Consider the following 23,674-nt stretch of genomic DNA (forward strand, 5'->3'; position numbering starts at 1 on the left):
AGGCGCGATTATGGTGCAATGCACCGATGCCGCGCAATCGTTTTCCTGCGGCAAACAGGCAGCCCCGAAAAACTCTGCGCCAGCGCACGCTTCCGCACTCTCACAGGCGAAGCTGGTCACGTTTCAGCACGCTGCCTCAGCAACCTTTTCTGGCCTGTGTAGACTCCTGAATTAACTCTTTCGTAACATTGAGGCCGCGCAATGAAGCCAGCAATTTTGGTGGTGGATGATGATCCTGCAGTCTGCGACGTCTTGCAGGATGCGTTAAGTGAACATCTGTTAACGGTCTACCGCTGTCATCAGGGACGCGAGGCGCTATCGATGCTCAGCGAGCACCCTGAGATCTCGCTGGTGATGCTGGATATGATGCTGCCCGATACCAACGGGCTACTGGTGTTGCAGCAGCTTCAGCGTGAGCGACCCGAAGTGCTGGTGATTATGCTGACCGGTATGGGTTCTGAAGCGGAGATGGTGGTGGGCCTTGAGATGGGCGCAGATGATTACATCGCCAAACCCTTTAATCCACGCGTGGTGGTGGCGCGAACCCGGGCGGCCCTGCGTCGCAGCGGACGCATTGCCCAGGCCGACCCTGAACAGGAGGGCTGGCGTTTTGGCGGCTGGCAACTGGACGATGGCCGCTGCCAGCTGTTTAATCCGCAGCGCGAGCTGGTGCCGCTGACCCAGGGGGAATATAGCCTGTTACGCGCGCTGGTTCGCCACGCCCGAAAAGTGCTGACCCGCGATCAGTTGCTGGAGCTGACCCATAGCGAAAGTCTCGACGTGTTTGATCGCACCATCGACGTGCTGATCATGCGGCTGCGCCGTAAAATCGAAATCAACCCGCACCAGCCCGACCTGATCCGCACCATTCGCGGGCTGGGTTATGTCTTTTCAGCCGATGTGGTGAAACCCGATTCGACAACGCGTGCCAGTCAGATTGCCTGATTACGCCTGCCGCGCGCAGGATAGCCAGTGCGCGTAATCGTTGCACAGCAGCCAGCGCGGCGCTTCATCCTCCTCCAGTGGGTTGAAACGAGCCAGCGGCGTCAGAAACACATTGTCGTTTTCGTCATCGTTGGTCATCGACACCTCGCCCACCAGCACGTCGCCGAAGCCACTTTCACCCCAGAAACTGTGCCAGATGCCCGCCTCCAGCGTCACGCTTTCACCCGGTGAGAGCCGTAGCTGTGAACCGGCGGCATGGGTCTGGCGCAGGCCATCCAGCGACACCGCCACCAGCGAGTCAGCCAGCCCGTCACCGTTGCGGTTATGCAGTTCGACAATCAGATTCCCGCCGCCGCGATTAATGATGTCTTCCATCTTGCGCGGATGGTAGTGCATCGGCGTCTGCTGCCCTTCCCGCACATGCATTATTTTCTCGGCGTAGGGTTTATGCCACGGCTGCCCGCCTGGTGAACCGTTGCGCAGAGTAAACAGCGTCAGCCCGGTCTGCAGAAAATCAGCTGCGCCAAAACTGGTGAGATCCCAGCCCAGCCGCAACGCCAGAATCTCCTGCGCTACCTCACGATCCTGAGCCCGCCACTGGCTCACATCGAAATCGGCCCACGGCGGCAGATGCACATCCTGCTGTCGGAAAAACTCGCGCGTATGTTGCAGGTAATAATTAACCTCTGAACGTTGCATGGTGGCCTCCTGAGAGCGGCACCCTAAAGGTGCCGCACTAAAGCTTATTTCACCGTCCAGCCCTGGTAGCTGCCGATATTATTACGATCGATCAGTTTCACCGGGATTAGCACCGGTTTGTCCGGTGCCGGTTTGCCCTGCAGGATGTCATAACCAATCTCGACCGCTTTGGCGGCCATGACCTGCGGGTCCTGCGCAGGCGTCGCGACGAACAGTGAATTCTTGCGCTTCAGCGCCTCTTCACCGTCCGGCGAGCCATCGACGCCAACGATAAAGAACTCACTGCGCTGCGCCTGTTTCGCCGCTAAGTCTGCACCAATCGCTGTGGGGTCGTTGATGGCAAACACCGCATCAATTTTTGGATTGGCAGAAAGCAGACCGGTCATGACTTCCAGTCCGCCTTCACGACTGCCTTTGGCGTTCTGGTTGTAAGAGAGCAGCTTGATGTCCGGATGGGTTTTCAGTTCGGTCATACAGCCTTCAACGCGGTTCTGCACCGCAGAGACCGGTGGTCCGTTGATGATCACCACGTTGCCTTTGTTCTTCAGGCGGTCAGCAATATATTTACAGGCCATCGCGCCCGCCTCGGTGTTATCGGAGGTGATGGTCGCATTCGCGCCATCGGCCGCCACGTCGACCGCCACCACTACAATACCGGCATCACGCGCCCGCTTCACCGCCGGGGCGATCCCTTTGGAGTCGGCGGCGTTGAGAATAATCATGTCGACTTTGGCCGCAATAAAGTTATCAATCTGGCCCACCTGCTGACCGAGATCGTAGCCGCTGGAGACCAGCGTCACATTCACCTTATCGCCCGCCAGCTGACGCGCCTTCATCTCTGCGCCTTTGGTGATCTGCACGAAGAAGGGGTTTGCCAGATCGCCGACCGTTACGCCGATAGATTTGAGTTCTTTTGCCTGAGCCAGGCCGGTACTGAACAGCGTCGCCGCCAGCAGCCCGGTTACAATCGGATTAAAACGCATAGACCTTCTCCTGCTGTTTTCAAGGTGCCAACCACTTAATGGCGTTTTTTAGGTGGCGGAGGTGAAATGGCACAGCCGCCCTTTTAAGACTCAACTCACATGATGACGGGTACGGTATTTGTCGATCAGAACCGCGATGATGATGACCGCGCCCTTGATCACCAGCTGCCAGAAATAGGAGACCCCCATCAGCGTCATGCCGTTATTCAGCGTGGCGATAATCAGTGCACCAATCAGGGTGCCGGTGATGGTACCGATGCCGCCGACAAAGCTGGTACCGCCGAGGATCACCGCCGCAATCGCATCCAGCTCATAGCCCACCCCAAGGTTGCCGTTGGCGCTGTATAGCCGCGAGGCGCTCATCAGACCGCCCAGCCCCGACAGCAGGCCGCTCATGCCGTAGACAAACAGCAGCACCATTCCGACCTTGATCCCGGTGAGACGCGCCGCCTGGATATTGCCGCCGACCGCGTAGATATGGACGCCCAGCGTGGTGCGGCGCAGGATGAACCAGCAGATGGCGATCACTGCAAAGGCAATCACAATCAGCCACGGCACCGGTCCGAGATAGCCGTTGCCGATCCACTCAAAGTTAATATCGGAGTTGATTACCGTGGTGCCATCCGCCAGCAGGTAAGCGGCTCCGCGCAGCGCGGTGTAGGTGCCAAGCGTGACGATAAAGGGCGGCAACCCGGCCCAGGCGACCAGGATGCCGTTGAACAGCCCCATCACCAGGCCTGCGCCCAGCGCCATCGGAATGGTCATGGAAGCCAGCATCGGATCCAGCGACGCTACCAGCGCTACCACCGCGGTGGTCCCCAGCATTGACCCCACCGACAGGTCGATGCCGCCGGTGAGGATCACAAAGGTCATGCCCGCCGCCAGCACGATGTTAATCGACGCCTGACGGGTAATGTTGAGCAGGTTTGCTTCGGTAAAGAAGTTCGGCGTGACGAAACCAAATATCGCCACGATCAGGATCAGAATCGGCAGGATACCCACCGTTTGCAGCAGATCGCCCATCAGGGCGCGTTTCAGCGTCGGTGCTTTGGTGCGGGCCAGTTGTGTCATGGTGGTCTCCTTAAATTTCGCCTGCTGACGCGCTATGCGCACCGGTTGCCAGCGTCATAATATTTTCCTGACTGATGTGGCTGCCCTCCAGCTCACCGACGATGGTGCCTTCGTGCATCACGTAAACGCGGTCGCTCATCCCGACCACTTCCGGCAGTTCGCTGGAGATCATCAGAATCGCCACACCCTGCCGCGCCATCTCCTGCATCATCCGGTAGATCTCACTTTTCGCCCCGACATCGACGCCGCGCGTCGGCTCATCGAGGATTAGGATGCGCGGGCCAATCGCCACCCAGCGTGAAATCAGCAGCTTCTGCTGGTTACCGCCCGACAGACCGCCCGCCCGGACCTGAGCGTGAGGAACGCGAATATTGAGTGAAGCGATCGCCTCATTGGCGATGGTCTGCCCTTTGCGGCGGTTCAGCATCCCGTAACTGGCGTCACGTTCCAGCGTCGCCATCACGATGTTCTCCTGCGCCGCCATCTCCAGAAACAGTCCCTGCTCTTTGCGGTTTTCGGTGAGGAAACCGATGCCGCGTGCAATCGCATCGCGCGGTGAATGGATGGTGACCTTCTCGCCATCGATCCAGATCTCGCCCTCTTTCGGCTTGTGCACGCCAAAAATCAGCTGTGCCAGTTCGCTGCGGCCTGCGCCCACCAGCCCGGCCAGGCCGACAATCTCTCCGGCCCGCACTTCAAGACTGCTGGGATGCACTTTGCCGCCGTCGGTAAGGTGATTGACCGCCAGCCGGATATCGCCCAGCGGGATAGCACGGTCTTTGTTAAACAGGTCGCTGAGCGGCCGTCCGACCATCATCCGCACCAGTTCGCTGGCGTTAAGCTGGTCACGGGTCAGGCTGCCCACATACTCCCCGTCGCGCAGCACGCTGACGCGGTCGGACAGCTCATATACCTCCGCCATGCGGTGGCTGATATAGATGATCGCCATGCCTTCGCTGCGCAGCCGTTTGATCAGCGCGAACAGCTGTTCGGTTTCGCGGTTGGAGAGCGCGGCGGTCGGCTCATCCATCACCAGAATGCGGCTGTTGCGCTGCAGCGCGCGGGCGATCTCCACCTGCTGCTGCTCGGCGATGCTCAGACGGCTGACCAGATCCCAGGCGCTGAACTGCGCGCCGAGCCGGTCAATGACCCGCTGCGCCTCTTCGGCCATCTGCCGCCGCCTGACCAGCCCGCCGGGCGCGATTTCGCTGCCGAGAAAAATGTTCTCCGCCACCGTCAGGTTAGGTGCCAGGTTGATCTCCTGATAAATCAGGGTGATCCCGGCGGCCAGTGCCTCTTTCGGCCCTTTCAGCGCCCAGGGCTTGCCTTCAATTAAAATTTCCCCGCTGCTGGCGGTATAGGCACCGGCCAGAATTTTCATCAGTGTGCTTTTACCCGCGCCGTTCTCCCCCATCAGCGCGTGGACCTCACCGGGATAAACCGTGAGATCGACGCCCTTCAGGGCATAAAAACTGCCGAAGCGCCGGGTAATTCCCCGCATTTCCAGTATCGGTGTGGCTGTCATCGCCTCGCTCCTGCGGACTGTGGATAGCCGTCAGTAAAGCAACGCCAGATAAACGGAAAATGTCAGCGGCCGTTCATATTTGTCATAAACGCCCGCCTGCACGCTCCTATACTCGGCCCATCGTTGCAGTGAATAAGAGGTCGTGGGATGCAGCGCACTTATCCGTGGCAGGCCGGGGCGCGTGGACGCCTGTTGATGTTCAATCTGCTGGTGGTGTCGGTCACGCTGATGGTCAGCGTGGTGGCGATCTTGGGCTTTCGTCATGCCGGGGCGATTCAGGAGCAGGCGCAGGCGCAGACCCTGGCCGACATGAACGGCAGCCTGGCGCTGGCGCGGGATACCGCCAACGTGGCGACAGCGGCAGTGCGGCTGTCACAGGTGGTGGGCGCGCTGGAGTATCAGAGCGAATCACAGCGGCTGCAGCAGAATCAGCAGGCGTTGCAGCAGTCGCTGAGCCTGCTGGCCAGTGCGCCGCTGGCGGCACGTCAGCCGGAGCGCATCGCCCGGATCCGCGCCCGCAGCCTGATGCTGGAACAGACGATTAACAGCCTGCTGCTGACCGGCCACCAGCGTCATCTGCAGCGCAACAACATGCTGAGCGACCTGTGGCAGACACAGATTCTGCTCAGCCATATCGACCAGCTGGTGCAGCGGGAACAGCGGACGCTGCCGGATGCCGCGCTGCGGGAGCAAACCGAACGGCTGATCACCATCGCGATCCGCACACCCTCGCCCATCGCCGTCATCGAACAGCTCCAGCAGGTGATGGCGCAGTGGCGCAACGTGCCGCTGACGGGCGTGACCGGCGAAAACGTGCAGCGACTGCTGGCCACCCAGCAGCGCCTGCTGCCGCTGGCAGAGGCGCTGGAGCAGAGCGACCTGGCGATCGCCTATGCCACCTACCGGATTAAAGCGCTGGTGGCAATGCTGAATGAAGATATCAGCGCCTCGGTGCAGCAGGTGGCGTTACAGAGTGAGGCGCGCACCCTGGCGACCCACCGTGAGCTGGATTCCATCATCGGCTTTATCGCGCTGTTTGCGCTGCTGGCGCTGGCGATCACCGGCTATGCCGGTATCTACATCTACCGCAATCTCGGGTCGAGCCTGACGGCGATTGCCGGGGCCATGACTCGGCTGGCGCAGGGCGAGCAGAACGTCAGCGTGCCAGGGCTGCAACGCCGCGACGAGCTGGGCGAGCTGGCGCGGGCATTTAACGTCTTTGCGCGTAATACCGCCTCGCTGGCTCACACCTCACGGCTGCTGAAAGAGAAGAGTAATCAGCTGGAATCCACCTTTCTGGCGATGCGCGACGGCTTTGCGCTGTTTGATAACAACGGTCAGCTGGTGGTGTGGAACGCCCAGTATGCGGAGCTGCTCGGCATCGCGCCGCATGAACTGCATCGCGGCGTTCCCTGGCAGCAACTGCTGGCGCCGCTGGCGGTGGATCTGCACGATCCCGGTGAACCGCAGGAGATCCGGCTGGCCGATGGTCGTACGCTGGAGCTGCGCTTCAGCCCAATCCCGCGGCGCGGTATGGTCAATACCGTGCTGGACCGGACCTCGCGTAAAACGCTGGAGGAGGCACTGCAGCACAGCCAGAAAATGAAGGCGGTCGGCCAGCTGACCGGCGGACTGGCGCATGACTTCAACAATCTGCTGGCGGTGATTATCGGCAGTCTGGCGCTGACCGAAGGCCAGCTGACGCCCGGCCCGCTGGCCAGCCGGATTGATCGGGCGCGACAGGCGGCCGATCGCGCTGCCCAGCTGACCCAGCGCCTGCTGGCGTTCTCACGCAAGCAGGCTCTCTATCCCCGTGCGGTGTCGGTGGTGACGCTGGTGGATAATCTGCAGGGGCTGCTGCAGCACTCGCTGCTGCCCGGCCAGCAGCTGATTATTGATGCGCAGCGTCCCGGCTGGCCCGCCTGGATTGATGCCAGCCAGCTGGAGAATGCGCTGATGAATCTGGTGGTGAATGCCCGCGATGCGATGCATCAGCAAAGCGGTGAAATCCGGCTGCGCATCTGGAATCAGCGTCGTCTGGAGGGGGATGAAAAGCGTGACAGGGTCACAATCGAGGTGATAGACCACGGCTGCGGCATGTCGGCCGGGGTTCGTGAGCAGGTGTTTGAGCCTTTTTTTACTACCAAGGCTACCGGCAGCGGCAGCGGGCTGGGCCTGTCGATGGTTTATGGTTTTGTACGGCAGTCTGGCGGCCAGATCGAGCTGGAAACCGCGCCAGGCCAGGGCACCACGGTGCGGCTGCTGTTGCCACGCGCGCCGGAAGCCGCCGTCGCCGCAGTGATCGCCCCGCCATCGCCTGTGCACATTGAGACGGACATTGCGGCGGCCAGTAACCGGCTGGTGCTGGTGCTGGATGATGAACCGGCGGTGCGCCAGACACTCTGTGAGCATCTGCATCAGCTGGGTTATCTGACGCTGGAGTGTGGTGACGGTGAAGAGGCGCTGGCGCTGCTGCGCCAGACACCCGATATCGACCTGCTGATCAGCGACCTGATGCTGCCCGGCGAGATTAACGGCGCGGAGGTGATCCGCCAGGCGCAGCAGAACTGGCCGCAGCTGGCGACGCTGCTCATCAGCGGTCAGGACCTGCGCCACCAGCCGGTGACGCTGCCGCTGTGCGAACGGCTGGCGAAACCCTGGCAGCAGGCACAGCTGGTGCAGGCGTTACAGCGCGCCTGGCAGCGCAGCGAACGGCTTAATCGCGCGCAGCAGGCTGCCACAACGGCACCGGCTTCCCACTGATGTAGCGCTTGCGCAGGCGGCTGGAGATCACATCCATCACCATCACTACCACCACCAGAATCAGCGTCAGGAACATCACCACATCCCAGTTCCACAGGCGCATATTCTCAGCGTAAACCAGGCCGACGCCCCCGGCACCGACAAAGCCCAGCACCGCCGCTGAGCGGGTATTGGACTCTATCTGGTAAAGGCTCAGCGCCAGAAACTGCGGGAATGACTGGGTGAAGATGCCGAAGCGGTGTTTCTGCAGGCTGTTGGCGCCGACGGCGCCCAGTCCGCGACCCGGTGAACGCTCCACCGCTTCGTGCCCTTCGGCGTAGAGTTTGCCGAGCAGACCGACATCCTGCAGGATAATCGCCAGCACCCCGGCCAGCGGCCCCATGCCGACCGCCCGGACGAAGATCAGCCCCCAGATCGCCATGTCGATGCCGCGCAACACGTCAAACAGACGGCGCATCAGAAACGCCAGCGGTTTCGCGGTTCGGCTGTGCATCACGTTGCGCGCCGCCAGAAACGACAGCGGCAGCGCCAGCAGCGAGGCAGTCAGCGTGCCGGCAAAGACAATCCCTAAGGTGATGCCGACCTGCGACAGATAGTAGCCAAACGGCCAGTTCAGGAAGTCGTGCCAGACAAACATCCGCAGGAAATAGCGCCCCAGCTGCTGGCAGCCCATCAGCAAACGCGACCACTCCAGACCAAACACCGAAAAGAAAAAGAGGTAATAGAGCAGCACCGCCAGTGTCATCAGCGCCAGGCGACGCAGATAGCGCGGCTGTGCGGCGAAGAGTTCACGATGCTGCTGCTTCATTAGCGCGATATCGGGAACGGTGCTTATCATGTCCTGTCTCCTGTCACACGGCGACGAAGCTGGCCGGAGAGCGTATCCAGCAGCGACACCACAATCAGGATCAGCAGCAGCGTAATACTGACCTGATCGTAGCGGTCCAGTTTGATGTTGGTCATCAGCTCCTGGCCGATGCCGCCCGCGCCGACCAGCCCAAGGATGGTTGAGGAGCGGAAGTTAATCTCCAGCCGCATAAAGCTGTAGGAGAGAAAGACCGGCTTAACCTGTGGCCAGAAAGCGAAACGCATCCGCTGCAGCTTGCTGGCTCCGCAGGCGGCCAGGCCGCGTACCGGCTTATCCGACGCCGACTCAATCGCCTCGTAAAACAGCTTGGTCAGGCTGCCCACGGTGTGCAGCGCCAGCGCCAGAAAACCGGGGATCGCCCCGATGCCAAAGGCCATCACAAACATCACCGCCCACGCCAGCTCCGGCATGGTGCGCAGGAAGGCGACAAAGGCGCGAATCGTCATCCGCACGCTGACCGGCGTCTGGGTATTGTCGGCGGCGAAAAAGGCCAGCACCGCGGCCAGTGCCACCGCCACCAGCGTCGAAGCCAGCGCCAGTTGTAGTGTTTCCCAGATCAGCGGCAGCTGGATCGGCAGGCGATAGCCCCAGTAAGCCAGCGAGCCTTCGGTTTTGCCGTCGGCAAACAGCAGCGGCAGATGCAGCACCGGCAGGATTTCGTGCAGGTAGTCAAAGAAGTGCGGCAGCGACTGCCAGACGGTAAGCAGATTAAATTCTGCCACCCTGCCCGCCGCCAGGTAGAGTGCCACCAGCAGCAGTGACCAGAGCAGCGTGTCTCGTTTCTGCTGGCGGCGGATGCGTTGGTAGTAGTGTTCGAATTCGGTCAAAGGGGATCTCCGGCGCTAAAGCAGCGGGACGCAGGCGAGTTTGCCGCGTCCCGCTTTCCCCGCCTGAGCGGAGAAGGTAAGGAGTGGCTGGATTTAGCCGCGGCTGCCTTTCATCAGGTCGCGCTTCATATCGATGATGTTCTGATAATCGGCGACCGTCGCCTGACCGATATGCTGCTCGCCGCCCACCGCTTTCACGAAGCAGGCGTGATCTTCCTTATCCAGCTTTTTAATTGCCGACACCACTTTCGCTTTAAAGTCAGCGGGCAGCTTGTTGCTGACCAGCACCGGACCGTTGGGGATCAGCGGTGACTGCCAGATAATGCGGATCTGCTTCATCAGATCAGGATGGTCCATGCGGATCAGACGGCCAAACGCGCCAGAGGTATAGCCGCTGTTGTAGTCACCGACCAGTGAGGTCCAGGTCACTGCGCCATCAAACTGGTTGTTCAGCACGCCCAGAATGTCCTGCTCATGGCCGCCGGAGAAGGTGACGCTGGAGAAGGTGTTGTTATATTTGTCATCCACTGAGCCGCCGAACATCTTCTTAAATGCCTGGTTCGGCATCAGGAAGCCGGACGTCGAGTCGGGATCGGCCATACCGAAAGATTTCCCTTTCAGGTCTTCCAGTTTTTTGTACGGGCTGTCCGCTTTGACGATCACCACCGAGTGGTAGCCGCGTGACTGATCTTTGTCATCCACCACAATGCCAACCACATCCACCGCTTTCGGGTCCTGAATGTAGACCGACGCAAACGAGGCTGGCGACATGCTCAGCACCATATCAATCTTGCCACCCAGCAGACCCTGAATCACGCCAGAGTAGTCGGAGGCGTTGCGCATCTGGGTATCCACACCCAGCTCTTTATCAAAGAAGGTCTTCACACACTGATTATCGCCAATCTGCTGGGTGGCGTTCTGACCGCCCAGAATCCCCAGATTAAGCTGTTTCGGCGCATCCGCTGCGCTGACACCAAACGCCATTACACTGGTCAGGAGTGCTAAAGAAGTCAGTTTCATTCGGGGTTGTTCTCTTGCTGTGGAAGTTAATGGATTTGGTTAAGTTCATCGCCGTACAGCTGGTGCAGCAGGCTGTCGGTCAGTCCTGAAGGATGGCCGTCAAACAGCACCACGCCGCGCTGAATGCCGATCACCCTGGTGCAGTAGCTTTTCACCAGCTCAATCGAGTGCAGGTTGACCATCACGCTGATGCCCTGCTCGCTGACCTGACGCAGCACATCCATGATGCGCTTGGTATTTTTGGGATCGAGTGACGCCACCGGCTCATCGGCCAGCAGGATTTTGGGGTTCTGCATCAGGGCACGGCAGATCGCCACACGCTGCATCTGCCCGCCAGAGAGGTTTTCCGCCCGCTGCAGCGCCTGCGGCAGCATGTTCATCCACTGCAGCAGTTCGATAGCGTGCGCCCGGTCGTTGTCGGAAAAAATTTTGAAGAAGGATTTCAGCGTGCCGGTCTGGCTCAGACGGCCCAGCAGCACGTTGGTCAGCACGTCGAGGCGTGGCACCAGACAGAAATCCTGAAAGATCATGCCGCACTGGCTGCGCCATTCGCGCAGCTGGCGGCTGTTGAGCGTAACCACGTTACGATCCGCTTCGCCATGATGCAGACTGATAATCGCGCCGGAAGTCGCTTCAATCGTGCCATTGAGCATGTGCAGCAGGGTCGATTTACCTGCGCCAGAGCGGCCAATCACCGCCACCAGCTCACCGGCGTGCAGGTCGAAGCTGACCTGATCCAGCACCTGAGTGTCGCCGTAGGCTTTTCTCAGTTTCTGCACCGACAACACTTTTTGTCCGCTAAGGCTGGCCGGTGGCAGGTCGTTGTCGACCACCGTTTTCAGAAGTGCCTGTGCCATGGTTTCTCCGTCATCGCTGATTGCGTTCTGCGGGTTATTAAGGCGTGACGCGATGAACACGAGATGACAGTCAGATGATCAAACCGTGACAGGCCAGTGCGCGCCGCACAGCAATGTCTGGCCGTCACGGGCAGCCAGCACGCCGTCCGGCAACGGGTTCTCAGCTAACCAGTTATCCATCTCATGACTGAGATGGGTGAGCCAGGTCTGACGCGGCTGGAGCATCTCTGCTATCGCCAGCGCCTGGGTCACATCATTATGGTTACGCGGCTCTGGGCGCGGCGGATCGTTGCAGTCAATCACCAGTTGATCCAGCGGCTGGCCGCGCAGGAAGTCGGCGGTGTCGGGTGGCAACCCGCAGGTATCACACAGCCAGGCGAGCCGGGTGCCGTGCCAGTCGAACAGATAGCCATGCGTCAGCTTCGAGTGTTGCAACGGCAACGGCGTGACCTGCAGTTCTCCAAAGGCGTGCGCTACAAACGGCGTTAAGGCGGGACGGAAATCGAGCAGGCCAGGATGTTTATAGAGATCGTCACAGCCTCGCGGATCGGGTGGACCCCAGACCGGAATCGGCGCACCCACTCCCCAGCGCAGTGCAAACAGCCCCTGCACATGATCCATGTGGTAGTGGGTCAGCAGAATGCGCGTCAGCGTGCCGGGCGGGAAGCGCGACGCCAGCAGCGGCAAGCCGGCATCCAGCAGGATGCGCTCGCGACCAAACTCAATCAGCGCGCTGCAGGGTGCACGCGCGTAGCCGCTGTTGAGCTGCGCACGCTGACAGGCGCGACAGTCGCAGCCCGGCAGCGGTGCGGCAGTGACCCCGCCAGTACCCAGAAAAGTGAGTTTCATTGATGCGCCTTTGGTAGCGGATGTCGATGCCGGACTGTCACCGCCGGTGCCAGGATAAGAGAGTGTCATTGATGCGCCTCCAGTATCTGACGCAGCAGGCACACGGTATCCGCCAGCGCGCCGTCGTTGTTGAGGATAAGGCAGCCATCGGGCTGTGGCTGTGCGGCGCGCGCCAGCCGCCGGGCGATCTCCGCCTCATCTTCCCGTCCGCGCTGGCGCAGCCGCGCTGCCAGCACGGCGGGTGTGACCTGCAGACAGACCGGGAGCAGCTGCGAGCCGAAACGGGCCTGCGCCTGCGCCAGATGCAGCCGCGAACCATTCACCACCACATTCTGCCCGCGCAGCAGCCACTGCTCCGTCTCACAGCCAATGCCATAGCTGAAACCGTGCGCCTGCCAGCTCACCGCGAACAGTCCCAGCGCGGCGCGGCGGGCAAACTCCGCCTCGGTCAGCGCCACATGGTTTTCACCGCCCGCATCGGCGGCGCGGGTAATGTAGCGATGGGCGATCAGGAGCCGTGGCGGAGGTGCTGCCCGCAGCGCATCCAGCAGGCTGTCCTTACCCGAACCCGAAGGACCAGTGAGCCAGATCAGCCGCGCCATCAGTACACCTGCCGGCCTTTGCTCCAGACGTGCCGCACGTGTGGGTAGCCGTGTGCGGTATGCGCCAGCACCAGATCGGCGCGGCAGCCTTCGGCGATTACCCCGCGATCTTCGAGCCCTAAGGCGCGCGCCGGGTTACAGGTGACCAGTGAGATCGCCTGCGCCATGCCGAGGCTGTTGCGCTCATCATCTGCCAGCCGGAACGCCGCATCCAGCAGGCTCGCCGGGTAGTAATCAGACGAGAGAATATTCAGCAGGCCGTGTGACGCCAGCTCCCAGGCAGCGACGTTGCCGGAGTGCGAGCCGCCGCGCACGATGTTAGGCGCGCCCATCAGCACCTGCATATTGCGATAACGCGAGGCGCGTGCCGCCTCCAGCGTGGTAGGAAACTCCGCGATGCGGCTGCCCGCGGCATGAGACTCTTCAACGTGCGCCGCGGTGGCATCATCGTGGCTGGCAATGGCGATGCCATGTTCCCGGCAGAGTCCGGCAATCGCCTGACGATTGGGCTGTGACCATGCTGCTGCCAGGGTGAGCTGGTCATGCTCGAACTGATCCATCTCCGCGTCGTTGAGCTGATATTTGCCCTGATAATATTCGCGATACTTCGTCAGGGACGCGTACTGACGCTGGCCCGGTGAATGGTCCATCAGCGACACCAGCGCCAGCTCCGGCGTGCCCATCAGCGCTTCAAACAGCGGCGCAGTGGTGGGATGCGGCAGTTCACAGCGCAGATGCAACAGATGCTCGGCCCGGTTCAGTCCTTTGCGGTTGCTGTCGCGGATGGCGTCGATCATCTTGCTGAGGTTATCCAGCCGGTGCCCGCCGTCGCGCACATCCCCGACGCCAATCGCATCCAGCACCGTGGTAATGCCGCTGGAGACCATCAGCGCATCGTGGCTGCTCATCGCCGAGTGTGCCGGCCAGTCCACTTTCGGACGCGGCGTGAAAAACTTATCGAGGTTATCGGTGTGCAGCTCCACCAGACCCGGCAGCAGCCAGGCGCCCTCGCCATCCAGCGCGCCCGGCTGCTGGCTGGTGGTTTCGCTGAAGCTGCTGATGCGCTCGTCGCGAAACTCCAGCGATCCGGTTACCACTTCGTTTTCCAGCACCAGTCTGACGTTATTGATGATCATGCCTGCGCTCCTGTCTCGATTGGGTGCATCAGGTGCAGCCGGTCCGCTACCCGCTCGCGCACCGCCCGATCGTGAAAAATACCGACGATGGCGGCACCACGGGCGCGCGCCTGTTCAATTAAGCTCACTACCGCCTCGCTGTTGACACTGTCGAGCGAGGCGGTGGGTTCATCCAGCAGCAGCACTGGATAGTCGGCGATAAAGCCGCGGGCGATATTCACGCGCTGCTGCTCTCCGCCAGAGAAAGTGGACGGGGCCAGCGACCAGAGACGCTGCGGCACGTTGAGCCGGGTCAGCAGTTCGGCGGCACGCGCCTCACAGAAGGCGCGCTCGACGCCGCGCTCCAGCAGCGGCTGCATCACAATCTCCAGCGTCGGCACGCGCGGGATCACCCGCAGAAACTGGCTGACCCAGCCCAGCGTGTCGCGGCGCAGGGCGATAATCTGGCGCGCCGATGCCTGCGCCATGTCGATCCACTCGCCCTGATGCGCGACCCGGATATGGCCGCTGTCGGGCTGATAGTTGCCGTAAAGCGCGCGCAGCAGTGTGGATTTACCGCTGCCGGAGTGACCGTGCAGCACGACGCATTCGCCCTCGCCTGCCGTCAGGCTGGCGTTGTGCAGCACCGGCAGCGCCGCGCCGTTCTGGTTATGCAGCACAAAGGTTTTACACAAATTCTCTACCCGCAGGCGCGGAGTGATAGTTGTCATTTAATTGAGCACCGAAGAGACCAGCAGTTGAGTGTAAGGATGATGAGGATCGTCCAGCACGCGGTCAGTCAGACCGCTCTCCACCACCCGCCCCTGCTTCATCACCAGCAGGCGATGCGCCAGCAGTCGCGCCACGCCGAGATCGTGGGTGACAATCACCACCGCCAGATTCAGTTCGCGCACCAGCGTCCGCAGCAGATCCAGCAGTCGCGCCTGCACCGACACATCCAGTCCGCCGGTCGGCTCATCCATAAACATCAGCTGCGGCTGCGTCACCAGGTTCCGGGCGATCTGCAGCCGCTGCTGCATACCGCCGGAAAAGGTGGTGGGCAGATCGTCGATGCGACCGGCATCGATCTCCACCGCCTGCAGCCAGCGGCTCGCCTCGGCGCGGATGTCGCCATAGTGGCGCTGTCCGGTCGCCATCAGACGTTCGCCGATGTTGCCGCCCGCGCTGACCTGTGAACGCAGACCGTCCATCGGATGCTGATGCACCACGCCCCATTCGGTGCGCAGCAGGCGACGGCGATCGCTTTCACTCATCTGATAGAGGTCGCGATTCTGATAGAGGATGCTGCCCTGCTGCGGCGTCAGACGCGCCGACAGGCTCTGCAGCAGCGTGGTTTTACCGGAGCCGGACTCGCCGACAATGCCCAGCACTTCACCGGGCCAGAGATCAAAACTGACCTGCTCAAACCCTTTGCCCGGCGCATAAAGGTGGGTGAGCTGGTTCACCGCAAGCAGCGGCTGTTCACTGTGCATGTTGCTGTTCCTGCTGCTGATGGCAAAAGTCGGTGTCGGAGCAGACAAACATCCGCGTTCCCTGATCGTCCATTACCACCTCATCGAGATAGCTATGGCGCGAGCCGCACAGCGCGCAGGGTTCATCCCACTGCTGCACGGTGAACGGATGATCGTCGAAGTCCAGGCTTTCCACGCGGGTGTAAGGCGGCAAGGCGTAGATGCGTTTTTCACGCCCGGCACCAAACAGCTGCAGCGCGGGCATCATGTGCATCTTCGGGTTGTCGAATTTGGGAATGGGCGATGGATCCATCACATAGCGATCGTTGACCCGGACCGGATAGGCGTAAGTCGTCGCGATGTGGCCGTAGCGGGCGATATCTTCATACAGCTTCACCTGCATGATGCCGTACTCCTCCAGCGCATGCATGGTGCGGGTTTCGGTTTCGCGCGGCTCGATAAAGCGCAGCGGCTCCGGAATCGGCACCTGGAAAATCAGGATCTGATCCTCTTCCAGCGGCGTTTCCGGGATGCGGTGCCGGGTCTGGATCAGGGTGGCATCGGCGGTGCGCTCGGTGGTGGCAGCATTGCTGACCCGCTTAAAGAACTGGCGGATCGACACCGCATTGGTAGTGTCATCTGCGCCCTGATCGATCACTTTCAGCACATCCTGATCGCCAATCACGCTGGCGGTGATCTGGATGCCGCCGGTGCCCCAGCCGTAGGGCATCGGCATCTCACGTCCGGCGAACGGCACCTGATAGCCGGGGATCGCCACCGCTTTCAGGATGGCGCGGCGGATGGTGCGTTTGGTCTGCTCATCAAGATAGCCGTTGTTATAGCCGGTGAGTTCAGCCATGGTTGCGCTCCTGATAATCGTGCTGCAGCTGTTTCAGCAGTTCCAGTTCCGCCTGGAAATCGACGTAATGCGGCAGCTTGAGATGCGAGACAAAGCCTGCGGCTTCCACGTTGTCGGCGTGCGACAGCACAAACTCCTCATCCTGCGCCGGGCTGGTAACACGCTCATGCTGTTCGCGGCTTTGCAGCGCCCGGTCCACCAGCGCCATCGCCATCGCTTTACGTTCGGCGCGGCCAAACACCAGCCCATAGCCCCGGGTAAAGTGCGGCGCCGTGTCGTCGCTGTGGGCAACGCCGTTGACCATTTCACACTCTGTCAGTAGCAGCTCACCGATCTCCAGCTCAAAACCCAGCTCTTCGGGACAGATACTGACGCTGAGAGTGCCGGTGCGGATCTCGCCGGCAAACGGATGGGTGCGGCCATAGCCGCGCTGGGTCGAATAACCCAGCGCCAGCAGAAAGCCTTCGTCGCCACGCACCAGCTGTTGCAGGCGGGCGGCGCGTGAGGCGGGAAAACTCATCGGCTCGCGAGTGATATCGACAGGCTCGCTGCCGTCATCCATCTCGGCGGCGGCCAGCCCTTCATCGCTCATCATGCTGAACATGTGCGGGCACCGATCAGGCACCGAACGATCGTCACGCGGCGCGGCGGGCGTTTCGCCATTGGCCAGCAGGGTGAAGTCGAGCAGACGGTGGCTGTAGTCGTAAGTTGGCCCCAATACCTGGCCGCCCGGCAGATCTTTATAGACCGCCGAGATGCGGCGTTCGATGCGCATCGCACCGGTCGCCAGCGGCGTGCTCTCCGCCAGGCGTGGCAGCGTGGTGCGATAGGCACGCAGCAGAAAGATCGCCTCCACCAGATCGCCGCTGGCCTGTTTAATCGCCAGCGCCGCCAGTTCAGGATCGTAAATTCCGCCTTCGGTCATCACCCGATCCACCGCCAGTCCCAGCTGCTGCGCCACCTGATCGCAGCCGAGTTCGGCTACCGCTCTATCGCCGCGCCGCAGATCGGCCTGCAACTGGTGGGCATTTGAAATGGCTTTTTCGCCCCCTTTCACCGCGACATACATCAGCACACCTCCACAACGGTGGTGCGCGGCACGGCCATGATCGCTTCGCCACAGGTGAAGATCAGGTCCACGCCCTGTGGAAACGGATGCGGACGAGTGCGCAGATATTCCAGCACGCTTTCGGGCAGCTGTGGCGCGATGGCGCGGGTTTCCCGCAGGCCAGGGCCGGAGAGGCGCAGCGTCAGGCCGCCATTCAGCGACGGCACTTCGATAATCAGCGTGGTGCTTTTTTCTGGTGAAATGTTGTCACCGGCCGCGAACTGCGTCGGGTCGGGCTGCGCCGCCGCATGGCTCAGGGCAAAAGGCGCATCCTGCTGCGTGGTGATCGGCGCACCGGTATGGAAGCGCAGATTGTTGCGCAGCTGTTCGTTGTCGATTTCCGCATCCAGCCAGACCGGGCTTTCCTGATCGACCAGCGTCAGCAGCAGCGCCGTGGCCGCCGGTGACAGTGCGCCCCAGCCCTGTTGCAGCGGCAGCGAGACCATCACGCCCGGTTCGCTCATCGCTTTCAGAATGCGGCGAAACGCGCGCTGCGCATCCGCCACCGGATGGTTAAAACTTGCCAGTAAAGTCATCAGTTATCTCCGCGAACCAGCGTAAAGAAATCCACTTTGCTGCTGGCGATCTCGCGGGCGCGCAGCTGTCGCTGCTCATCGCGCCACGCCGCCAGCGGGGTAATAATCTTCTCTTCCAGCAGTTGCCGGGTTTCCGGCTGCTGTAAAAGCGCATCCAGCAGGGCACAGCGTTCGGCATGGGCTTTGTCGCGCCCTAACAGGTAGCTGTAACCCAGAGTGCCGTCGCTGAGCTGCACCACCGCGCGCGTCACCGTGGCATCACCCATCACAAAGCGTTTGCCGGTGGCACCCATCCGCGCCTGCAACCGCGTCAGCCCGATCTCTGCCGGACGGATCAGGGTAAAGGCGGGCTGGAGGTTAAGCGCCTGCCAGTGCGTCTCAAGCAAGGCGGCGCTGCTGTGCGCCAGCACCGACAGCCAGCGCTGGCGATCCGTTTGCTGTTCCATTAGTGCTCCAGAGTCAGTTCAATCATGTCGCCGCGCGTCAGGCTGACGGAGTATTCCGCCACCGCGCCATCACTGGTTTTGTTCAGGGTCCGCACGCAGAGCAGCGGCGAATGCAGCGCGATGTCGAGCTGCCGACACTCTTTGGCCTGCGCCCGGCGGGTGCTGATGCGGGTCTGGGTGCGTACCAGTTGCTTGCCGGTGTGCTCCACTAAGAAGTCGTGTAGCGACCCGCTGTTAAATTGCTGAAGCTGTGGCCACCAGCTGAGGTCGGCGAGGAAATGGTTAATCAGGCAGAGCGGCACGCCGTTGGCGCGACGCAGGGTGCGCAGATGAATGACGTTGTCGCCCTCTTTCACGCCCAGCGCATTGGCAACGTCGTTGCTGGCCGGACGCAGCACCGCCAGCAGCCGTTCGCTGGTGGGATGACTGCCCTGCTCAAGCAGGTTCTGGCTGAATCGCGCCTGAGCATGCAGCGGATAGTCATAAGGGCGCATCAAAACCAGGATGCCGACGCCGTGACGGCGCTGCAGCAGCCCTTTGTGCACCAGCTCATCCACCGCCCGACGCAGCGTGTGGCGATTCACCTCATAGTGATCGGCCAGCTGTTGCTCGGAAGGAAGATAGTCGCCGCAGCGGTAGCGCTCTTTCAGCGCCTGCTCCAGTTGTGCGGCAACAGCCTGATAGACAGTGGTCGGATGTCTGGATAACTCCATCACGATGAAATCCTCACGGGTTACAGAGTGGGAACGCAGTGAAAAGACGCTGCGGGATGGTGTTAGCTTGAGGGGATCAGATGACAGAACCGTGACGCGGGGGTGAAGGAGAGGTGAATGTGGTGGCTGGAAAATGAGGAGTATTTGTCAGGGTGAGTGGCTGGCAGGAAACCGCCGGGCATGGGGTGATAGCCCCCGCTTCAGCGGTCATTCCCTCTGCCGGGCCGGGAGTCAATCAATCAGAAGAACGTCATTCCCTGATAAGGCTGAGCAAGGCAGGCTCTGATACGGCTCTCAAGATCGCCATCATGGATCTCAAGCCTGTGGCCATCGGGGTCCAGAAAGTAGAAGGAGTTCCCCTCGCTTTTATTGCGCTTCCACTCTGTCACACCCGCTGCTCTCAATCGCTCAACGAACGCATCAAATTCGTCACCAGCAATAGTGAATGCATAGTGTGTGTAATCATTTCCAGCAGAGACGGTATCAACAGAGAGACAGAGCCAGAGTTCACCCAGCGAAAGATAAGCGCCGTGATCCCATGCCGCTTTGGGGATGAATCCAAGGGTCTCCGTATAAAAATTCAGGCTTCTGGCCAGGTTGCTAACTGCGAGTGTGAGGTGATTGAGTCCGGTCAGCATGTAAAACTCTTTATCAGAATGCAGAAGAATTTAATTTACAGGAATCAGATTTCTTTGCACACAAACAGAATTAACAACCGTTTATATATCTGCTGAATCTCTGCCGGGCCCATCCCGGAAAGAGGAAACTGGAGTGGGCAATACTGCCGGGGCCGGCACGCGATGAGCAGATAATGAAGACCGGGCTTGCACGTAAGGAACGACGGGCTTGATGGTGTACACTGGAACGAACTAACGTTGCGCATAAGGAGAGAATATGTACGGACCGGATCCCGCCAATCCCCATCCAATGGAAGGCTTCCCACAGGTTTGTTTTATCAAAAATACGGTGAATAACCCCAACATCATAATCGGGGATTTTACTTATTATGATGATCCTGAAGACTCAGAAAACTTCGAGCGCAATGTCCTTTATCACTTCCCCTTTATTGGTGACAAACTGATCATGGGTAAATTCTGCGCGATAGCCAGGGGCGTTCAGTTCATCATGAACGGGGCAAACCATAACATGGCAGGTTTCTCCACTTTTCCGTTTTACATTTTCGGAAATGGATGGGAAACAGCCCAGCCTCAGGCCGGCGATCTGCCCTATAAAGGCGATACGGTGATTGGTAATGATGTATGGGTGGGTTATCAGGCGCTGATTATGCCAGGCGTTAAAATCGGCAACGGCGCAATAATCTCGTCACGTTCTGTTGTGACGTCGGATGTCCCGGCCTATTCGATTGTGGGTGGCAACCCGGCCAGAGTGATCAGGCAGCGTTTTACCGATGAAACCATATCCCGACTAGAGAAGCTGGCCTGGTGGGACTGGCCGGTAGAAAAGATTACTCAAAACCTACCGGCAATTATCTCCGCAGACCTTGAAGCACTGCCAGATGAATAGCCGGGCAGAAGTGGAATAAACGCTGTCCGCTGCTGACATAGGGCGGCGATCATCCGACACGGGTTCGCATAATTTCGCGCAGATTGATGTATCAATGTGTCTGCTTTAGCACTGGAGCGCAGGTTAAAACAGGAGTTGTTATGCTCTACATCTTTAGTGGCCTTCCGGGTTGCGGAAAAAGCACTATCGCTAAAATGTTATCTGAAAAATTAAAAGCGGTGTATTTACGCGTCGACACAGTTGAACAGGCTCTGCGTAATAGTTCAGTAACTTTCAGGGATATTGGCCCTGAAGGCTACTTCATCCTTTATGAGCTTGCGCGGGACAATCTCAGACTGGGATCACCTGTTGTCACTGACTCGGTGAATGATCTTAACCTGGTGCGCGATAGTTTTCGTGATATCGCACTATCATCAGGTGTTCCCTTTCTGGAGATAGAAATCCTCTGTTCTGATCCAGAACAGCATCGTGCCCGTGTAGAGAACAGAATCTCAGATATTCCTGGTTTAAAAGTGCCTGACTGGCAGGCCGTTGTGGATCGTGTTTATGAACCGTGGAGCAGAGAGCATCTGCAATTAGATACCGCGGAATTATCGCCTGCTGAGTGCGTTGATATCATCCTCCAGACGAGCATTTAGCCCTGATCGCGTTTGGCCCGCACCCTTAACGGCAAAATGTTTTAATCCCTGAGGCTGCCTACCCTCAGGGATTAAAACCGGTAAAACAGAAGTAGCCACGCTATTCCCTCAGCTTAAGCGGCAATATCAGCACGTTCTGGAGAGGATTAATGAGGTAACCAGGGTCAGGTACTCAATGAGAGAAAACGGACGTAATTCCTGAACAGTTGATCATGTCCCAAAGGCTTTTTCAAAAACTGAAAAAGAGTAGAAGTCGCAGATAATTGAATCAAAAAGCATCCCGGCTGGCAAAATTCTGATGCCCTTTTGATGGTATTCCATCATTCCCTCTCAAATTAACATTGTAATTTCCCACTATTTTTTAAGTTAATCTGAATATTCAAAACCTTAAAAAATAAATAAACCATCTGATTCAACATCATAATTTTAAATTGTCATTTTATTTTTACTGAAGCCTGCCTTCTTAAATTTATGCGCGATTTTTGCACTGCCGTTGGTTAATAACCGTGAGTAATCTCTGGCTGCTCCAGGCCGATAATCGTAAGACATCTTACCTGGAGCTTTACTGCCATGCTGAAAAATACACGTCTCACCACGATCCTGACGTTATCCGGACTGTTTCTGTTTTTTGTCTTTCTTGCTTCTTCATTGCTGAGTGTGATCTATCTGAATCGCAGTGCGGAATCTCTCAAAAATCTCAACCATGAAGTTTCTGCAACCCTTGGCGTCGCTGACACGACGAACTGGATACGTGCCGCTCGCACCACACTGCTGGCCGCTGTTCCTTATGCTGACGGCAGCAATCCAGAGGCGTTTAATACCGCGCTGGCCCAGGCCAGATTTTACTATGATGGCGGCTTGCGCTTTATGCAGGCCTATCAGGCTGCACCAAAAATGGCCGGTGAAGCGGAACTGTCACGGGAGCTGGCCGCACGCTACAACGATTACACTCAGCAAGGCGTTGGTGCCCTTTTCACCGCGCTGCAGAAAAGGGATGTACCCGCTTTTCTGATGCTTGCCGGCACAAAAGTCGTGGCACTTGATGAGGCTTACCGCGTTCCGCTGGACAAGGTCATTGCCATACATAAGCAGTCAGCCGTAAATATCACCCAACAGGCCGATACCGATACGCACATTGCTTATGCTGCTGCGGGTGTGTCGGTCATACTCTTTATCCTGGCTTCAGTCACTGTGGCGGTGGTGCTGAAAAATGTGCTGATCAAGCCCCTGCGCCGTGCTGGCGAAGTAACGGCAGCCATTGGCGCCGGCGATCTGACATCGGAGTTCCACAATCTCCGCAACGATGAAATGGGCAGGCTTCTGCAGGGGCTTGAAAATATGCAGCTTGGCCTGAAAACGATGGTGAGTGAAATCGTCAATGGCGTAAGCGAAGTGGCCCGCGTTACCACGCAGATAAGCGACGGCAACCACAGTCTTTCCAGCCGCACGGAGCAACAGGCGGCAGCGCTCGAAGAGACCGCGGCGAGCATGGAGGAGCTCTCGTCTACTGTCTCACTCAACGCCGGTAATGCCTCAGTCGCCAGCGACGCGGCCTCTGCGGCTTCCGGAACCGCTTCGGAATGCGGCGCGGCAATGCGGGAAGTGGTGCGCACGATGGCAGACATCAAAACCAGCGCAATGGCCATCAGTGAAATTACCTCCGTAATAAACAGCATTGCCTTTCAGACAAACATTCTGGCACTGAACGCAGCGGTAGAAGCAGCACGTGCAGGCGACCAGGGTCGCGGTTTTGCTGTGGTTGCTAACGAAGTTCGCACGCTTGCACAACGCAGCACACAGTCTGCGCGGGAAATTGAAAAGCTGATTGCTGAATCCAATCTGAACGTCGGTCTGGGTGAGCAGAAAGTGGCTCAGGTTTCGCTGACAACAGAAAAAATTATCAGCGATGTGACCGGCGTGACCTCGCTGCTGGGAGAGATTGCGGCGGCGTCTTCTGAACAGAGTAAGGGAATAAATCAGATCGGCACGGCTGTAACCGAAATGGACAGTGTGACTCAACAGAACGCCACGCTGGTTCAGGCTTCTGCTGCTGCTACGGGTGTACTGGAGGAACAGGTTAAATCGTTAAGTGCGATTACCAGCCGGTTCAGGTTGCAGACTGGTGCGGTCGTGACAGACTTACGCTCCCCGGCCATACCGTCTGTTCAGGTAAAAGAAAAAGTTTCAAGCGATCCGTGGGTGAGCTTTTAACTGAGTCAGGCTGATGTCTGCAGCTTCTTCTGCAGACATCGGG

The 23,674-nt window shown here is 59.3% G+C and carries 24 protein-coding genes; 5 read left to right on the forward strand and 19 right to left on the reverse strand.

What is annotated here, in order from left to right:
• Positions 1-201 precede the first annotated feature (201 nt).
• Positions 202-945, forward strand: a complete 744-nt coding sequence (locus AC6I8B_RS12115; RefSeq protein ID WP_033758242.1) for a response regulator — start codon at positions 202-204, stop codon at positions 943-945.
• Here the strand turns inward: AC6I8B_RS12115 and AC6I8B_RS12120 are convergent, their stop codons facing one another.
• The 4 genes from AC6I8B_RS12120 to AC6I8B_RS12135 all read right to left on the reverse strand — a co-directional run bounded on the left by AC6I8B_RS12120 (position 946) and on the right by AC6I8B_RS12135 (position 5,223).
• Positions 946-1,644, reverse strand: a complete 699-nt coding sequence (locus AC6I8B_RS12120) for a D-lyxose/D-mannose isomerase (RefSeq protein ID WP_497816328.1) — start codon at positions 1,642-1,644, stop codon at positions 946-948.
• Between the two features lie 44 nt (positions 1,645-1,688).
• Positions 1,689-2,627, reverse strand: coding sequence for an ABC transporter substrate-binding protein (locus AC6I8B_RS12125; protein WP_010247755.1), 939 nt, complete (start codon positions 2,625-2,627; stop codon positions 1,689-1,691).
• Positions 2,628-2,717: 90 nt separating this feature from the next.
• On the reverse strand, positions 2,718-3,698 hold the full coding sequence (locus AC6I8B_RS12130; protein WP_010247757.1) for an ABC transporter permease subunit: 981 nt from the start codon (positions 3,696-3,698) through the stop codon (positions 2,718-2,720).
• Positions 3,699-3,708: 10 nt separating this feature from the next.
• Positions 3,709-5,223 (reverse strand): sugar ABC transporter ATP-binding protein, encoded by a 1,515-nt coding sequence (locus AC6I8B_RS12135; RefSeq protein WP_061703818.1) that lies wholly within the window; start codon positions 5,221-5,223, stop codon positions 3,709-3,711.
• Between the two features lie 147 nt (positions 5,224-5,370).
• Here AC6I8B_RS12135 and AC6I8B_RS12140 point away from each other — a divergent pair, with 147 nt between their 5' ends.
• Positions 5,371-7,986: an ATP-binding protein gene (locus AC6I8B_RS12140; RefSeq protein WP_157352460.1), complete on the forward strand. Its 2,616-nt coding sequence runs from the start codon at positions 5,371-5,373 to the stop codon at positions 7,984-7,986.
• On the opposite strand, the gene phnE (AC6I8B_RS12145) is transcribed toward AC6I8B_RS12140, so the two are convergent.
• From phnE (AC6I8B_RS12145) to fos, 15 genes are all read right to left on the reverse strand, one after another.
• The gene (gene phnE / locus AC6I8B_RS12145) at positions 7,940-8,824 is read right to left on the reverse strand and encodes a phosphonate ABC transporter, permease protein PhnE (protein ID WP_010247767.1); all 885 of its coding nucleotides are present in this window, start codon (positions 8,822-8,824) and stop codon (positions 7,940-7,942) included. The genes AC6I8B_RS12140 and phnE (AC6I8B_RS12145) overlap by 47 nt on opposite strands.
• Positions 8,821-9,681, reverse strand: coding sequence for a phosphonate ABC transporter, permease protein PhnE (gene phnE / locus AC6I8B_RS12150; protein ID WP_010670882.1), 861 nt, complete (start codon positions 9,679-9,681; stop codon positions 8,821-8,823). The genes phnE (AC6I8B_RS12145) and phnE (AC6I8B_RS12150) overlap by 4 nt, the downstream gene beginning before the upstream one ends.
• 93 nt (positions 9,682-9,774) lie before the next feature.
• The gene (phnD, locus tag AC6I8B_RS12155; protein WP_010247773.1) at positions 9,775-10,701 is read right to left on the reverse strand and encodes a phosphonate ABC transporter substrate-binding protein; all 927 of its coding nucleotides are present in this window, start codon (positions 10,699-10,701) and stop codon (positions 9,775-9,777) included.
• 26 nt (positions 10,702-10,727) lie between these two features.
• Positions 10,728-11,558, reverse strand: a complete 831-nt coding sequence (gene phnC, locus AC6I8B_RS12160; protein ID WP_157352463.1) for a phosphonate ABC transporter ATP-binding protein — start codon at positions 11,556-11,558, stop codon at positions 10,728-10,730.
• Between the two features lie 78 nt (positions 11,559-11,636).
• Positions 11,637-12,407: a phosphonate metabolism protein PhnP gene (phnP, locus tag AC6I8B_RS12165; RefSeq protein ID WP_062758074.1), complete on the reverse strand. Its 771-nt coding sequence runs from the start codon at positions 12,405-12,407 to the stop codon at positions 11,637-11,639.
• Between the two features lie 65 nt (positions 12,408-12,472).
• On the reverse strand, positions 12,473-13,009 hold the full coding sequence (gene phnN / locus AC6I8B_RS12170; protein ID WP_010670885.1) for a ribose 1,5-bisphosphokinase: 537 nt from the start codon (positions 13,007-13,009) through the stop codon (positions 12,473-12,475).
• Positions 13,009-14,145, reverse strand: coding sequence for an alpha-D-ribose 1-methylphosphonate 5-triphosphate diphosphatase (gene phnM, locus AC6I8B_RS12175; RefSeq protein WP_157352466.1), 1,137 nt, complete (start codon positions 14,143-14,145; stop codon positions 13,009-13,011). The genes phnN and phnM overlap by 1 nt, the downstream gene beginning before the upstream one ends.
• Positions 14,142-14,855, reverse strand: coding sequence for a phosphonate C-P lyase system protein PhnL (gene phnL, locus AC6I8B_RS12180; protein WP_022624938.1), 714 nt, complete (start codon positions 14,853-14,855; stop codon positions 14,142-14,144). Before phnL ends, phnM begins: the two co-directional genes overlap by 4 nt.
• Positions 14,856-15,617 carry a phosphonate C-P lyase system protein PhnK gene (phnK, locus tag AC6I8B_RS12185; protein WP_013358336.1) on the reverse strand — a complete coding sequence of 254 codons (762 nt, stop codon included), beginning with the start codon at positions 15,615-15,617 and terminating at the stop codon, positions 14,856-14,858.
• The gene (locus tag AC6I8B_RS12190) at positions 15,607-16,455 is read right to left on the reverse strand and encodes an alpha-D-ribose 1-methylphosphonate 5-phosphate C-P-lyase PhnJ (RefSeq protein ID WP_010247794.1); all 849 of its coding nucleotides are present in this window, start codon (positions 16,453-16,455) and stop codon (positions 15,607-15,609) included. The genes phnK and AC6I8B_RS12190 overlap by 11 nt, the downstream gene beginning before the upstream one ends.
• A complete protein-coding gene (locus tag AC6I8B_RS12195) occupies positions 16,448-17,524 on the reverse strand; it encodes a carbon-phosphorus lyase complex subunit (RefSeq protein ID WP_157352468.1) in 1,077 nt (358 codons plus the stop codon). Before AC6I8B_RS12195 ends, AC6I8B_RS12190 begins: the two co-directional genes overlap by 8 nt.
• Positions 17,524-18,099 (reverse strand): phosphonate C-P lyase system protein PhnH, encoded by a 576-nt coding sequence (phnH, locus tag AC6I8B_RS12200; RefSeq protein WP_022624940.1) that lies wholly within the window; start codon positions 18,097-18,099, stop codon positions 17,524-17,526. The genes AC6I8B_RS12195 and phnH overlap by 1 nt, the downstream gene beginning before the upstream one ends.
• Positions 18,099-18,545 carry a phosphonate C-P lyase system protein PhnG gene (gene phnG / locus AC6I8B_RS12205; RefSeq protein ID WP_010247802.1) on the reverse strand — a complete coding sequence of 149 codons (447 nt, stop codon included), beginning with the start codon at positions 18,543-18,545 and terminating at the stop codon, positions 18,099-18,101. Before phnG ends, phnH begins: the two co-directional genes overlap by 1 nt.
• Positions 18,545-19,258, reverse strand: a complete 714-nt coding sequence (gene phnF / locus AC6I8B_RS12210) for a phosphonate metabolism transcriptional regulator PhnF (RefSeq protein WP_010247805.1) — start codon at positions 19,256-19,258, stop codon at positions 18,545-18,547. Before phnF ends, phnG begins: the two co-directional genes overlap by 1 nt.
• 239 nt (positions 19,259-19,497) lie before the next feature.
• Positions 19,498-19,896, reverse strand: coding sequence for a fosfomycin resistance glutathione transferase (fos, locus tag AC6I8B_RS12215; protein ID WP_157352469.1), 399 nt, complete (start codon positions 19,894-19,896; stop codon positions 19,498-19,500).
• Between the two features lie 256 nt (positions 19,897-20,152).
• Here fos and AC6I8B_RS12220 point away from each other — a divergent pair, with 256 nt between their 5' ends.
• From AC6I8B_RS12220 to AC6I8B_RS12230, 3 genes are all read left to right on the forward strand, one after another.
• Entirely contained in the window at positions 20,153-20,782 is a 630-nt protein-coding gene (locus AC6I8B_RS12220) for a Vat family streptogramin A O-acetyltransferase (RefSeq protein WP_157352473.1), read from the forward strand.
• A gap of 140 nt (positions 20,783-20,922) precedes the next feature.
• The gene (locus AC6I8B_RS12225) at positions 20,923-21,420 is read left to right on the forward strand and encodes a P-loop nucleotide/nucleoside kinase family protein (RefSeq protein WP_157352477.1); all 498 of its coding nucleotides are present in this window, start codon (positions 20,923-20,925) and stop codon (positions 21,418-21,420) included.
• Positions 21,421-21,990: 570 nt separating this feature from the next.
• On the forward strand, positions 21,991-23,631 hold the full coding sequence (locus AC6I8B_RS12230; RefSeq protein ID WP_497817444.1) for a methyl-accepting chemotaxis protein: 1,641 nt from the start codon (positions 21,991-21,993) through the stop codon (positions 23,629-23,631).
• Positions 23,632-23,674: the final 43 nt, after the last annotated feature.

The organism is Pantoea sp. X-Soil-ISGK-285, from assembly GCF_059730815.1.

Bases quoted from the DNA above. Each gene is read 5' to 3' on its own strand.
- phnH (WP_022624940.1), bottom strand. From the start codon at position 18,099: ATGACTTTACTGGCAAGTTTTAACCATCCGGTGGCGGATGCGCAGCGC.
- phnD (WP_010247773.1), bottom strand. From the start codon at position 10,701: ATGAAACTGACTTCTTTAGCACTCCTGACCAGTGTAATGGCGTTTGGT.
- phnP (WP_062758074.1), bottom strand. From the start codon at position 12,407: ATGAAACTCACTTTTCTGGGTACTGGCGGGGTCACTGCCGCACCGCTG.
- phnG (WP_010247802.1), bottom strand. From the start codon at position 18,545: ATGGAACAGCAAACGGATCGCCAGCGCTGGCTGTCGGTGCTGGCGCAC.
- AC6I8B_RS12225 (WP_157352477.1), top strand. From the start codon at position 20,923: ATGCTCTACATCTTTAGTGGCCTTCCGGGTTGCGGAAAAAGCACTATC.
- AC6I8B_RS12115 (WP_033758242.1), top strand. From the start codon at position 202: ATGAAGCCAGCAATTTTGGTGGTGGATGATGATCCTGCAGTCTGCGAC.
- AC6I8B_RS12140 (WP_157352460.1), top strand. From the start codon at position 5,371: ATGCAGCGCACTTATCCGTGGCAGGCCGGGGCGCGTGGACGCCTGTTG.
- fos (WP_157352469.1), bottom strand. From the start codon at position 19,896: ATGCTGACCGGACTCAATCACCTCACACTCGCAGTTAGCAACCTGGCC.
- phnF (WP_010247805.1), bottom strand. From the start codon at position 19,258: ATGGAGTTATCCAGACATCCGACCACTGTCTATCAGGCTGTTGCCGCA.
- phnC (WP_157352463.1), bottom strand. From the start codon at position 11,558: ATGGCACAGGCACTTCTGAAAACGGTGGTCGACAACGACCTGCCACCG.
- phnN (WP_010670885.1), bottom strand. From the start codon at position 13,009: ATGGCGCGGCTGATCTGGCTCACTGGTCCTTCGGGTTCGGGTAAGGAC.
- AC6I8B_RS12125 (WP_010247755.1), bottom strand. From the start codon at position 2,627: ATGCGTTTTAATCCGATTGTAACCGGGCTGCTGGCGGCGACGCTGTTC.
- AC6I8B_RS12130 (WP_010247757.1), bottom strand. From the start codon at position 3,698: ATGACACAACTGGCCCGCACCAAAGCACCGACGCTGAAACGCGCCCTG.
- AC6I8B_RS12135 (WP_061703818.1), bottom strand. From the start codon at position 5,223: ATGACAGCCACACCGATACTGGAAATGCGGGGAATTACCCGGCGCTTC.
- AC6I8B_RS12220 (WP_157352473.1), top strand. From the start codon at position 20,153: ATGTACGGACCGGATCCCGCCAATCCCCATCCAATGGAAGGCTTCCCA.
- phnK (WP_013358336.1), bottom strand. From the start codon at position 15,617: ATGCACAGTGAACAGCCGCTGCTTGCGGTGAACCAGCTCACCCACCTT.
- AC6I8B_RS12195 (WP_157352468.1), bottom strand. From the start codon at position 17,524: ATGTATGTCGCGGTGAAAGGGGGCGAAAAAGCCATTTCAAATGCCCAC.
- AC6I8B_RS12190 (WP_010247794.1), bottom strand. From the start codon at position 16,455: ATGGCTGAACTCACCGGCTATAACAACGGCTATCTTGATGAGCAGACC.
- phnM (WP_157352466.1), bottom strand. From the start codon at position 14,145: ATGATCATCAATAACGTCAGACTGGTGCTGGAAAACGAAGTGGTAACC.
- phnE (WP_010247767.1), bottom strand. From the start codon at position 8,824: ATGATAAGCACCGTTCCCGATATCGCGCTAATGAAGCAGCAGCATCGT.
- AC6I8B_RS12120 (WP_497816328.1), bottom strand. From the start codon at position 1,644: ATGCAACGTTCAGAGGTTAATTATTACCTGCAACATACGCGCGAGTTT.
- AC6I8B_RS12230 (WP_497817444.1), top strand. From the start codon at position 21,991: ATGCTGAAAAATACACGTCTCACCACGATCCTGACGTTATCCGGACTG.
- phnL (WP_022624938.1), bottom strand. From the start codon at position 14,855: ATGACAACTATCACTCCGCGCCTGCGGGTAGAGAATTTGTGTAAAACC.